Below are 12,423 nucleotides of genomic sequence, written 5' to 3'. Positions count from 1 at the left end.
GCGGCAATCCGGGAGAATGGCATGAGCTTGCAGGACATACAGCAAGGCCTCGCCGAGGTGGGCTATGTTGCCGATGACCGTTTGGCGATGGCACTGCATCTGGCGCAGACGCTTGGGCGTCCTCTGCTGTTGGAAGGCCCGGCTGGGGTCGGCAAAACCGAGGTCGCAAAGGCGTTGGCAGCACAGCGCGCAGCGCGGTTGATCCGGTTGCAATGCTACGAAGGGCTGGACGCCAGCCACGCCATCTATGAATGGAATTACCAGCGTCAGTTGCTGGCCATCCGTGCGAGCGAAGCGCAGGGCGGCACCAGCGAGGCCCAGCTGTTCACCGATGACTATCTGCTGAAGCGACCATTGTTGGAAGCAATCAGCGAAGAAGAACCGCCTGTTCTGCTGATCGATGAAATCGACCGGGCTGACGAGGAGTTTGAAGCCTATCTGCTTGAGATCCTGTCTGACTTTCAGATCACCATTCCTGAACTCGGCACCATCAAGGCGCGTTCGCGACCCATTGTGATCCTGACCGCGAATGGGACTCGGGACCTGTCGGACGCGCTGCGGCGCCGGTGCCTGTACAGCTTCCTCGACTACCCGTCGCGTGAAACGGAAATGGCGATCCTGAAAGCCCGCATGCCCGCAGTCGAAGGGCTTTTGGCGCGCCAGATTATCGGCGTCGTGCAGGCATTGCGCAAAGAGGATCTGGAAAAGACTCCCGGCATCGCCGAGATGCTGGACTGGGCGGCCGCCCTTTCGGGGTTGGGTGTCAACGATATTGCGCAATCTCGTGAAGATGTTCAGGCGACCCTTGTCTGCCTTCTGAAAACCGCAGCCGACTATGACGCTGCCCCGCCCGAAGTGATGGATCGCCTGATCGGAAAGGTGGCGTGATGCAGATCACCCGTTTCCCCTCGCGCGCGTCCGGTTTGTCGGATCGCATGTCCGGCTTCATCGCACATCTGCGCATGAACGGGATGCCCGTCGGGCCGGCTGAAACGGGCGACGCATTGGCTGCGCTGGCGGCGGTTGAGGCGACAGATGTCAGACAGGCCCAGCAGGCACTTTGCGTGTTGCTGGCTGGCGACGCCGACGATTGGCGTCGGTTTGATGACCTGTTCGAAGCCTATTGGTTCAATACAGGGAAGCAACGCACGGGAACCGCCCAAACGGCTCATGTGCGGGTTCAATCCGCCAAGCCGATGATCTGGCAGCAGGAAAGCCAGGATAATCAGGAAACCGAGACCGACACGGATCAGGCCGCCACACCTGATACCGGCGATGGGGAGGCCGTGGGGAGAGACGGGAAGCTGATTGCAACCCGTACGGCTAACCTGTCGCGCCGGGATTTGCGCGAGTTGATGGATGAAGACGCGCTGCGGCAGGCCGAACAGGCCGCAACTGCCATTGCACGCGCCATCCGGGATCGCCGTTCGCGCAGGCGCAAACAGGCGTTGCGAGGACCTGCTTTGGATATGCGCCGCATGCAGCGGGCCAGCCTTGCACGGGGTGGTGAGCCCATGGATCTCTATCGCCGCGCCCGTCCGCCGCGTCCGATGCGGATCGTGGCCTTGTGTGACGTAAGTGGGTCCATGACGGTCTATTCGCGTGTCTTTTTGGCCTTCCTCAAAGGTCTGATCGGCAGTGGAACAGAGGCGGACGCTTATCTGTTTCACACTCGCCTGATGCGCGTCACGGATGCGTTGCGCGACCACGACACTTTGCGCGCGGCGGGGCGTTTGTCATTGATGGCCGAAGGGTTTGGCGGTGGCACGGATATCTCGGGTAGCCTTGAGCATTTCCTAAACGGATACGGCGCGCGGGCTTTGAACGGTCGGACCATCGTTCTGATCCTGTCCGACGGCTATTGCAGTTCCGATCCGCAGGCTCTGGGCGATGTTTTGTCCCGGATACGGCGAAAGGCTCGGCGGATCGTTTGGCTGAACCCGCTGAAAGGCTGGCGCGACTACCAACCCATCGCCGCCGCGATGCAGGCGGCCGAACCTCATTTGGATGCGCACCTGCCCGCAAATACGCTTGAAGCGTTGGCGGCGCTGGAGCCGCAATTCCGTAAGCTGTGAAAGGAGTCCGAATGGCTAGTTTCGATATATTCGACACGATTGAGCAGCTGCGCAAAACCGATGAAGCCTTTTGCGTGGCCACGGTGTTGCGCACTGCTGACGCGACCTCGGCCAAAGCAGGGGGCAAAGCGGCGATCACGAAAGACGGACGGATTCTGGGGCATCTGGGCGGTGCCTGCGTTCAGCGCGCGGTTCGGGCTTCTGCCCAGCAGGCGCTGGTCAGTGGCGCGCCGCAGATGATCCGGGTCAAACCTTCGGAAAAGGTGGTGAACATGACCGACCCTGACGGCGTTCAGACGTTCAAAAGCGGATGCCCGTCCGGTGGAACAGTCGATCTGCTTGTGGAACCCTACCAGCACGCCCCACGTCTGGTGATTTTTGGAGAGTCGCCGATCGCAACGGCTCTGGCAGCGCATGCCGCCTTGGCCGGGTTCCGTGTCTGTGTCAGCGAAACGGCTAAGACAGATGGTGATTTCCAACGATTCACACCCAAAACCATTGGGGATTTGGGAGTCGAGCCACAGGATTTCGTCGTTGTTGCGTCGCAAGGAAAGGAGGATTCGGCGGCCCTGACTGCTGCCCTGCAAACGGATGCCAAGCATGTGTCGATGGTGGCCAGCCACCGGAAAGCCGAAACACTGACGGCCAAGTTGATTGCGCAGGGTTTAGACCCGATTAGGGCCGCGCGGCTTAAGTCGCCAGCAGGTCTGAACATCCACGCGATCGACCCGCATGAGATCGCCGTGTCGATCCTGGCCGAAGTTGTGCTTTGGCGAAACAGTGACAAATCCAAAACGGAGGCCCATGATGAAAAACGTGCTTAAGCGCCTGAGGTCCCTGTGGCCCGCGCGTCCCGAACAAACTCCGAAAGAGGCGACAGAGACCGCGCTTCTGGTTTATCCAAGATGCTGTTGAACAAAGGAAAGTTGAATGGAACTGAGTGACGAAGTCCGCATCGCTGCGCCGCGGGATGTGGTTTACAAGGCTCTGAATGACCCCGAAATCCTGCAGGAGTGCATTCCGGGTTGTGAAGAGTTGATCCAGAATTCGCCCGAAGATCTGGAAGCTAAGGTGGTTTTGAAGATCGGCCCTGTCAAAGCCCGGTTTGCAGGCGCTGTGACGCTGGACAACAGCAATGCACCGGACGGGTTTTCCCTGACCGGAGAAGGCAAGGGCGGTGCCGCCGGGTTTGCCAAGGGTGGTGCAGACGTAACGCTGACCGAAGACGGCGATGAAACTGTTTTGGCTTACACGGCCAAAGTCGACGTCGGTGGAAAAATCGCCCAGCTGGGCAGCCGTCTGATTGCCGGCACAGCCAAAAAGCTGTCGGGCAAATTTTTCACCCGTTTTGGCGAAGTTGTGTCTGAGCAATCCGTCACTTGAGACTTGCGGCAGGGCCGGTAAATCGACCGGCCCGCATCAGAGCACATCCCGCGGAAACGCAGTTCCGTGAGGAGTCATCGATGTTCTGAATGTAAGGGGATTTGGTGCCCAGGAGAGGACTCGAACCTCCACGTCCATACGGACACTAGCACCTGAAGCTAGCGCGTCTACCAATTCCGCCACCTGGGCAGGTGTCGTGGAGCGGCGTTTAAGCCTACTGGCGGAGGGCGTCAACCAGATTCGCGAGGATTTTTGAAAGTTTTTTGCCCACACCCAAATTCGGTTTGAATTGGTCTGTCTTTTCGCTGACGCGCGGCGTTATTGCGCCTTGTTTGAAAAGGCTCAGGGCGCTAGATCGATAGAGGACCCACAAGCAGGAGCCCTCTCATGTCGAAAATGGTCACGATTTATGGCGGATCGGGATTTGTCGGTCGGTATATTACGCGGCGCATGGCGAATGAAGGATGGCGGGTCCGGGTGGCGGTCCGGCGTCCGAATGAGGCGATGTTTGTCAAAACGTATGGCGTTGTCGGGCAAGTCGAACCCATTTTGTGCAATATTCGTGATGATGCCTCGGTCGCGGCTGCGATGCACGGGGCAGACGCGGTGGTGAACTGCGTCGGTGTTCTGAATGAACTGGGCAAGAATGCTTTCGACGCTGTACAGGCCGACGGGGCCGAGCGGATCGCACGGCTTGCTGCCGAACATGGCATCAAGCGCATGGTGCATATCTCAGCCATCGGAGCGGACGCGGAGTCCGACAGCGCGTACTCGCGGACCAAGGCGCATGGAGAGGCCGGTGTGCTGACCCATATGCCGGACGCAACGATCCTGCGGCCGTCCGTCATTTTCGGAACCGAAGATCAGTTCTTCAACCGTTTTGCCGGAATGACCCGGATGGGCCCATTTCTGCCGCTGGTTGGAGCCGAAGCCAAATTCCAACCGGTTTATGTGGATGATGTGGCCAAGGCAGCGGTTCAGGGCGTGCTTGGACACGCTGAGCCTGGTGTTTATGAGCTGGGCGGGCCCGAGGTCAAAACCTTTCGCGCGTTGATGCAGCAGATGCTGGACGTGATTCATCGCCGTCGTGTGATCATCGGAATGCCCTTCTTTGCGGCCCGTGTCATGGCGGGCGTTCTGGACATCGTGAAATTCGCCAGCTTCCAGTTGTTCCCGAACCATATCCTGACCCGCGATCAGCTAAAAAACCTGCGCCGCGACAATGTTGTGTCCGTTGGGGCCAAGGGGTTTGCGGATCTTGGGATCGAGCCCGCGACGCTGGAATCGGTGCTGCCGGACTACCTGTGGAAGTTCCGTCCGTCAGGTCAGTACGACGACATTCAGAACTCGGCCAGCAACCTGCGAACCTGATCAGCTGTAGGCGATCACCAGCAGGATCGCGCCCAGGATCACGCGGTAGATGACATAAGGCGTGAAACTGACGCTGCGCAGCAGTCGCATCATCAAGGACAGGGCCAATAGAGCCGAGATAAAGGCAAAGAATGCTGCAATTGCTCCGTCGCGGGCCAATTGGGCATCTGCTTGGCGGATCACGTCAACCGACAGTAGTGCGCCCGAGGCCAGAATAGTTGGGATCGACATCAGCATTGCAATGCGCGCGCCGTCTTCGCGCGTGTAGCCCAGTTGACGTGCGCCCGTGATGGTGATGCCTGATCGGGACGTACCCGGTATCAGGGCGAGAACCTGCCACAACCCCATGATCACCGCATCGCGCAGACCCCATTCGCTTGCTTCCTTGGTTTGCGGACCTTTCTGATCCGCCCAATACAGCACCAGTCCGAACCCCAACATCGTCCAGCCGATGACAGCCATTGACCGGAACACATCGATCAAGCCGGTTCGGAACAGAATGGCCCCAACAATCACGGTGGGAATCGTAGCGATTATCAGACCCGTGGCCAGTTGCGCCTGTGGTGTGTCGGCCCGGCCTGTCAATGCCCGGGGAAGGCCGGCCACGGCCTGTTTCACATCCGACCAGAAATACAGAATCACGGCACCCAAAGTGCCCACATGCACGGCCACATCGATAGCCAACCCTTGATCGTCCAGCCCGGTCAGGCTGGGCAACAGGATCAAATGACCAGAGGAAGAGATCGGCAAAAATTCGGTGATACCCTGAATAATCGCCGCAAGAATCAACTGAAAAAGACTCATCTACCCCGCCGCGTTGTGGTCACGCCTTTGTTTGGTTCAATGGGTATAAGCGTGCCGAGAAAAAGGAAAGCGCGCATATAGGTCCGAATCGGAACTAAAAATCGCATCTATTTTCAAGCCAGCAACTGATTTCGAGTATTTTTTTCAAACTAGGTCAGTACAGTTGACTTTTAATCCTACATTGCATCTCTTAAAGAGACCCGACCAAGCCAATTCATGGAGTTTGACCCGTGGCCAAGCAACCGATGCTGAAATTTGTGCAGATCGACCGTGTCATGCCCGAAAAGCGTGCTGCAGAAGACCGCAGAGAAGATTTTGATGAAATCTATGCCGAATTCGCAGCAGAGAAGGCCAGGGAACAAGCCAGCCGGTGCAGCCAATGTGGTGTTCCATATTGTCAGTCGCATTGCCCGTTGCACAACAACATCCCTGATTGGCTGCACCTGACGGCGACAGGTCGGCTGGAAGAAGCCTATCAGACCAGCCAGGCCACCAACACGTTCCCCGAGATTTGCGGACGTATTTGCCCGCAGGACCGCCTGTGCGAGGGCAACTGCGTGATCGAGCAATCGGGCCATGGCACTGTCACTATTGGCACGATTGAGAAATACATCACCGATACCGCGTGGGACAAAGGCTGGGTGAAACCGGTCGCTCCGGGATCTGAACGCAGCGAAAGTGTTGGAATCATCGGTGGCGGCCCCGGAGGCCTTGCCGCTGCGGACATGTTGCGCCGCGCGGGCATTCAGGTCACCGTCTATGATCGCTATGATCGTGCAGGTGGTTTGCTGATGTACGGCATTCCGGGCTTCAAACTGGAAAAGGACATTGTACAGCGCCGCAATGATCTGCTGGCCGATGGTGGGGTCGAGTTCGTGCTGAACTGCGATGTTGATGCCGCCAAATTCGATGAAATCCGCGCCAAGCATGATGCGGTGATCATCGCGACCGGTGTTTATAAGTCGCGCGATCTGTCGATGCCGGGCAGCGGGTTGAACGGTATTGAAAAAGCCATCGACTTTCTGACCGCCTCGAACCGCAAAAGCTTTGGTGACGTGGTCGAGGATTTCGACAATGGCCGCCTGAATGCCGAAGGCAAAAAGGTCGTCGTGATCGGCGGTGGTGATACAGCGATGGACTGTGTGCGAACCTCGATCCGTCAGGGAGCGACGTCCGTCAAATGCCTCTATCGCCGGGACCGCGCAAACATGCCGGGCTCGCAGCGCGAAACCCAAAACGCCGAAGAAGAGGGCGTGGTGTTCGAATGGCTCAGCGCGCCCAAAGGCTTTACCGGCGACGAATCCGTTGCGGGTGTGATGGTGCAGAAGATGCGCCTGGGACAGCCCGATGCGACAGGTCGTCAAGCACCTGAGGTGATCGAAGGTGCGGATTATGTCGAAGATGCCGATCTGGTGATCAAGGCGCTGGGCTTTGAGCCTGAAGACCTGCCCACCCTGTTCGGTCAGCCCGACCTGCCCGTCACGCGTTGGGGCACCGTCAAGGCGGCGTTCCAGACTGGCGAGACCGAGATGGACGGCGTCTATGCCATTGGCGATATCGTCCGCGGCGCGTCGCTGGTGGTCTGGGCGATCCGCGACGGTCGCGATTGTGCTGACGCGATCATCGACCGTTTCAACGCCAAGGCCGCCATTGCTGCCGAGTAACCTAATGCCCAGCGACAGGAGGGTCTGATGCCCGAATTGCAAGGTCAATGCATGTGTGGCGCGGTCACAGTGACCGCAACCCCGGCGCGGGATTCGCTGGGTGCGTGCCATTGTGACCAATGCCGTCGCTGGACCAGTTCGATGCTGGTGACCTTCGAGGCCGAGCCCGGCTATGCCGCATTGGGGCCGGTAAAGACTTACACGTCTTCGGATTGGGCCGAGCGGGCATTTTGCTCAGACTGCGGTTCGACGCTGTGGTACCGGATTACTTTGCCGGGCGAGATGCATGGACAAACGCAAATGGCTGCCGGTCTTTTCGAAGACACCGGCAACCCGCTGAAACTTGAACTATATATCGACAAAAAACCCGATGGGTACGCGTTCGCAGGCGAACGCCGGCAGATGACCAAAGCTGAGGTCGAAGCCATGTATGCCCTGCCGGAAGAAGGAGACAGCCAATGACCAAATATGATGCCGATTGGGTGCGGGCCGAAGAAGCCAAACGTCAGTTCATGGCCGAAAACGGTCTCTATTCCGAGGAAGAAGAGCATTCGTCCTGCGGTGTGGGCCTTGTTGTGTCTGTTGATGGCAAGAAAAGCCGCAAGGTGGTGGATGCCGGGATCGACGCGCTCAAGGCGATCTGGCACCGGGGTGCGGTGGACGCGGATGGCAAGACCGGCGACGGTGCGGGTATCCATGTGCAGATCCCGGTTCCGTTCTTCTACGACCAGATCCGCCGCACCGGTCACGAACCCAAAATGGACGAGTTGATCGCTGTCGGTCAGGTCTTTCTGCCGCGCACCGATTTCGGCGCACAGGAACAGTGCCGGACCATCGTGGAAACCGAAGTCTTGCGAATGGGCTATTACATTTACGGCTGGCGTCACGTGCCGGTCGATGTGACCTGTCTTGGTGACAAAGCAAACGCGACCCGTCCCGAGATCGAGCAAATCCTGATCTCGAACTCCAAGGGCGTGGATGAGGAAACTTTTGAACGCGAACTGTATGTAATTCGCCGCCGCATCGAAAAAGCCGCCGCTGCTGCAGGAATCTCGGGCCTGTATCTGGCGTCGCTGTCCTGCCGTTCGATCATCTACAAGGGCATGATGCTGGCCGAGCAGGTTGCCGTGTTCTACCCTGATCTGATGGATGAACGCTTTGAATCGGCGTTCGCGATCTATCACCAGCGCTATTCGACCAACACCTTCCCACAGTGGTGGCTGGCCCAGCCCTTCCGCATGTTGGCCCATAATGGCGAGATCAACACGCTGAAGGGCAATATCAACTGGATGAAAAGCCATGAGATCCGCATGGCCAGCGGCACCTTTGGCGACTATGCCGAGGATATCAAGCCGATCATCGCGGGTGGTTCGTCGGATTCGGCTGCATTAGACTCAGTATTCGAGGTGCTGGTACGTGCGGGCCGTTCAGCGCCGATGGCAAAAACCATGCTTGTGCCGGAAAGCTGGTCCAAGCAGGCCGTTGAGCTGCCGCAAGCCTGGCGCGATATGTATTCCTATTGCAACTCGGTGATGGAGCCGTGGGACGGCCCCGCCGCGCTGGCGATGACGGACGGCCGCTGGGTTTGCGCCGGTCTGGACCGGAACGGTTTGCGCCCGATGCGGTATGTTGTGACGGGTGATGGGCTGGTTATCGCAGGGTCCGAGGCCGGGATGGTGCCGATTGACGAGGCCACTGTGACCGAGAAAGGCGCGCTTGGGCCTGGTCAGATGCTGGCCGTCGACATGAAAAAGGGCAAGCTGTTCCGCGACACGCAGATCAAAAACAAACTGGCCCGCGCGCTGCCGTTTGGTGAATGGGTCGGCAAGATCCACGATCTGGACAGCACGTTGGCTGGCGTGACAGAAACTCCGATTTTCTCGGGTGAAGAACTGCGCAAACGTCAGATCGCGGCTGGTTATTCGGTAGAAGAGATGGAACAGATCCTCGCACCGATGGCCGAAGACGGCAAAGAGGCGCTGGCCTCGATGGGCGACGACACGCCCTCGGCGGTGCTGTCCAAGCAATACCGCCCGCTGAGCCATTTCTTCAGGCAGAATTTCAGTCAGGTGACCAACCCGCCCATCGACTCACTGCGCGAGTATCGCGTGATGTCGCTGAAGACGCGGTTTGCGAACCTCAAGAACGTGTTGGACGAAGATAGCAGCCAGACCGAGATTGTGGTTCTGGAAAGCCCCTTCGTTGGTAACGCGCAATGGGACAAGCTGGTCGAAAGCTTTGACGCCCCGCTGGCCGAGATCGACTGTAGCTTTGAGCCCGGACAAGGCGCCCTGAGCGCAGCGTTGACCCGTGTTAGAGCCGAAGCGGAAGAAGCCGTGCGGTCTGGCGCCGGGCATTTGGTGCTGTCCGACATGAACTCGGGCGAGGGTCGTGTGGCGATGCCGATGATCTTGGCGACCAGCGCGGTGCATTCGCATCTGACACGTCAGGGCCTGCGCACATTCTGTTCGCTTAACGTCCGTTCGGCCGAATGTGTGGATCCGCATTACTTTGCGGTTCTGATCGGTTGCGGTGCGACCGTCGTGAACGCTTATCTGGCTGAAGATTCGCTGGCCGATCGTATTGACCGCGGCCTACTGGATGGGACTCTGACCGAAAACGTCGCCCGTTTCCGTGAAGCCATTGACCAAGGCCTGTTGAAGATCATGGCCAAGATGGGAATCTCGGTGATCTCGTCCTACCGCGGTGGCCTGAACTTTGAGGCCGTGGGCCTGAGCCGTGCGATGGTTGCTGAATACTTCCCCGGCATGACCAGCCGGATTTCCGGTATCGGCGTCACCGGTATTCAGACCAAGGCCGAGGAAATCCACGCCAAGGCATGGAGCAAAGGTCTGGACGTGCTGCCCATCGGTGGTTTCTACAAATCCCGTAAATCGGGTGAAATCCACGCTTGGGAAGCGACCTCGATGCATATGATGCAGATGGCCTGTAACCGCGCCTCTTACGAGCTGTGGAAGCAGTACTCGGCCAAGATGCAGTCGAACCCGCCGATCCATTTGCGCGACCTGATGGATTTCAAACCGCTGGGCAAACCGATCCCGATTGAAGAGGTCGAGTCGATCACTTCGATTCGCAAACGGTTCGTTACTCCGGGTATGTCGTTGGGCGCATTGTCGCCCGAGGCGCACAAGACGTTGAACGTGGCGATGAACCGGATCGGTGCAAAGTCCGACTCCGGTGAAGGTGGTGAAGATCCGGCGCATTTCGTTCCGGAAGCCAATGGCGACAACCCATCGGCCAAGATCAAGCAGGTGGCCTCGGGCCGGTTCGGTGTGACTGCCGAATACCTGAATCAATGTGAAGAGCTTGAGATCAAGGTCGCCCAAGGCGCGAAACCCGGTGAGGGTGGCCAGCTGCCTGGAATGAAGGTCACCGATTTGATCGCGCGCCTGCGGCACTCGACCAAAGGCGTAACCCTGATCTCGCCGCCGCCGCATCACGACATCTACTCGATCGAGGATCTGGCGCAGCTGATCTATGACCTCAAGCAGATCAACCCGCGCTGCAAGGTGACCGTGAAACTGGTGGCGTCTTCGGGCGTTGGCACAATTGCTGCCGGTGTCGCCAAAGCCAAGGCGGACGTGATCCTGATCTCGGGCCACAATGGCGGCACAGGTGCATCGCCCGCGACCAGCATCAAGTACGCTGGTCTGCCGTGGGAAATGGGCCTGACCGAAGCGCATCAGGTTCTGGCAATGAACAACCTGCGCGACCGCGTGACTCTGCGGACCGATGGAGGTCTGCGCACCGGTCGCGACATTGTAATGGCCGCGATGATGGGGGCCGAGGAATACGGGATCGGTACTGCTGCACTGATCGCCATGGGTTGCATAATGGTGCGTCAGTGCCAGTCCAACACCTGCCCCGTCGGCGTATGTACGCAGGACGAATCCCTGCGAGCCAAGTTCACCGGAAATGCGGACAAGGTGGTGAACCTGATCACCTTCTATGCGCAGGAAGTGCGCGAACTGCTGGCCAGCCTGGGCGCACGTTCGATAGACGACATCATCGGACGGGCAGATCTGCTGGCGCGGGTCAGTCGCGGTTCAGCGCATCTAGATGATCTGGACCTGAACCCGCTGCTGATCACGGTCGATGGGGCCCACAACATCGTCTATGACCGCGAGCGCGACCGCAACGCGGTGCCCGATACGCTGGACGCCGAAATCGTACGGGACGCGGCAAGGTTCCTGAAGGACGGTGAGAAAATGCAGCTATCCTACGCTGTTCAAAACACGCATCGGACTGTGGGCACGCGGGTTTCCAGCCATATCGTGCAGAATTTCGGGATGCGGAACACGTTCCAACCCGACCATTTGCATGTGAAGCTACAAGGGTCTGCCGGTCAGTCGCTGGGGGCCTTTGCCGCTCCGGGTCTGAAACTCGAGGTGTCTGGTGATGCCAACGACTATGTCGGCAAAGGTCTGTCCGGCGGCACAATCGTCGTGCGTCCGCCGCAGGTCAGCCCGTTGAAGGCGGATGACAACACCATCATCGGCAACACCGTTCTGTACGGGGCGACCGACGGCCATCTGTTCGCAGCTGGTCGTGCTGGTGAGAGATTTGCCGTGCGGAACTCGGGCGCCAAAGTGGTGATCGAGGGCTGTGGCTCGAACGGGTGTGAATATATGACCGGCGGTGTCGCGGTGATCCTTGGGGACATCGGTGCCAACTTTGGTGCGGGTATGACAGGTGGCATGGCCTATCTGTACGACCCCGAAGGCAAGGCGCAGGCGCTGATGAACATGGAAACGCTGGTGACCTGCCCGGTGACCGTGGACCATTGGGAAGAGCAGCTGAAATCGCTGATCGAGGCGCATCAGACCGAAACCTACAGCCGCAAGGCTGCGGACATTTTGCAGCATTGGGAGGTTGAAAAGACCAACTTCCTGCAGGTCTGCCCGAAAGAGATGCTGAACAAGCTCAGCCATCCGCTGACCGTCGAAGCGACTGCTGTCCCGGCAGAATAAGCGATCCCGAGGACCCCTGATCAAAGAAACCCGCGTGTTACCAGAAACACGCGGGCTTCATCAATTTTTGACAAATATCGCGTGTTTATTGCGTTTTCACGCAGATCGCGCCTAGCTAATGCCATAAATTTCTCG

Annotated in this window: 9 protein-coding genes and 1 tRNA gene; 8 read left to right on the top strand and 2 right to left on the bottom strand. The window is 58.6% G+C overall.

Annotation, left to right across the window (positions count from 1 at the left end; all coding sequences use genetic code 11):
• Window positions 1-21 precede the first annotated feature (21 nt).
• From GOW16_RS04060 to GOW16_RS04045, 4 genes are all read left to right on the top strand, one after another.
• Window positions 22-888, top strand: a complete 867-nt coding sequence (locus GOW16_RS04060; RefSeq protein WP_170410665.1) for an AAA family ATPase — start codon at window positions 22-24, stop codon at window positions 886-888.
• On the top strand, window positions 888-2,075 hold the full coding sequence (locus tag GOW16_RS04055) for a vWA domain-containing protein (protein ID WP_170410662.1): 1,188 nt from the start codon (window positions 888-890) through the stop codon (window positions 2,073-2,075). Before GOW16_RS04060 ends, GOW16_RS04055 begins: the two co-directional genes overlap by 1 nt.
• An 11-nt stretch (window positions 2,076-2,086) precedes the next feature.
• On the top strand, window positions 2,087-2,899 hold the full coding sequence (locus GOW16_RS04050) for an XdhC family protein (protein ID WP_170410659.1): 813 nt from the start codon (window positions 2,087-2,089) through the stop codon (window positions 2,897-2,899).
• Between the two features lie 106 nt (window positions 2,900-3,005).
• Window positions 3,006-3,458, top strand: a complete 453-nt coding sequence (locus tag GOW16_RS04045) for a CoxG family protein (RefSeq protein WP_170410656.1) — start codon at window positions 3,006-3,008, stop codon at window positions 3,456-3,458.
• Window positions 3,459-3,560: 102 nt separating this feature from the next.
• On the opposite strand, the gene GOW16_RS04040 is transcribed toward GOW16_RS04045, so the two are convergent.
• Window positions 3,561-3,647, bottom strand: a tRNA-Leu gene (locus GOW16_RS04040).
• Window positions 3,648-3,845: 198 nt separating this feature from the next.
• On the opposite strand from GOW16_RS04040, the gene GOW16_RS04035 reads away from it, so the two are divergent.
• Complete coding sequence (locus GOW16_RS04035; RefSeq protein ID WP_170410653.1) at window positions 3,846-4,829, top strand: complex I NDUFA9 subunit family protein; 984 nt, start codon at window positions 3,846-3,848, stop codon at window positions 4,827-4,829.
• On the opposite strand, the gene GOW16_RS04030 is transcribed toward GOW16_RS04035, so the two are convergent.
• Window positions 4,830-5,633 carry an undecaprenyl-diphosphate phosphatase gene (locus tag GOW16_RS04030; protein ID WP_170410650.1) on the bottom strand — a complete coding sequence of 268 codons (804 nt, stop codon included), beginning with the start codon at window positions 5,631-5,633 and terminating at the stop codon, window positions 4,830-4,832.
• 230 nt (window positions 5,634-5,863) lie between these two features.
• Here GOW16_RS04030 and GOW16_RS04025 point away from each other — a divergent pair, with 230 nt between their 5' ends.
• From GOW16_RS04025 to gltB, 3 genes are read left to right on the top strand one after another with little or no spacing between them, the layout of a single operon-like run.
• On the top strand, window positions 5,864-7,297 hold the full coding sequence (locus GOW16_RS04025; protein ID WP_170410647.1) for an NAD(P)-dependent oxidoreductase: 1,434 nt from the start codon (window positions 5,864-5,866) through the stop codon (window positions 7,295-7,297).
• Window positions 7,298-7,324: 27 nt separating this feature from the next.
• The gene (locus tag GOW16_RS04020) at window positions 7,325-7,759 is read left to right on the top strand and encodes a GFA family protein (protein WP_170410645.1); all 435 of its coding nucleotides are present in this window, start codon (window positions 7,325-7,327) and stop codon (window positions 7,757-7,759) included.
• Window positions 7,756-12,288 carry a glutamate synthase large subunit gene (gene gltB, locus GOW16_RS04015; protein WP_170410643.1) on the top strand — a complete coding sequence of 1,511 codons (4,533 nt, stop codon included), beginning with the start codon at window positions 7,756-7,758 and terminating at the stop codon, window positions 12,286-12,288. The genes GOW16_RS04020 and gltB overlap by 4 nt, the downstream gene beginning before the upstream one ends.
• Window positions 12,289-12,423: the final 135 nt, after the last annotated feature.

This window comes from Ruegeria atlantica, assembly GCF_013033965.1.
Classification (GTDB): domain Bacteria; phylum Pseudomonadota; class Alphaproteobacteria; order Rhodobacterales; family Rhodobacteraceae; genus Ruegeria; species Ruegeria atlantica_D.
Note: the sequence above shows the minus strand (reverse complement) of the source record. Positions and strands in the feature narration are given on the sequence as shown.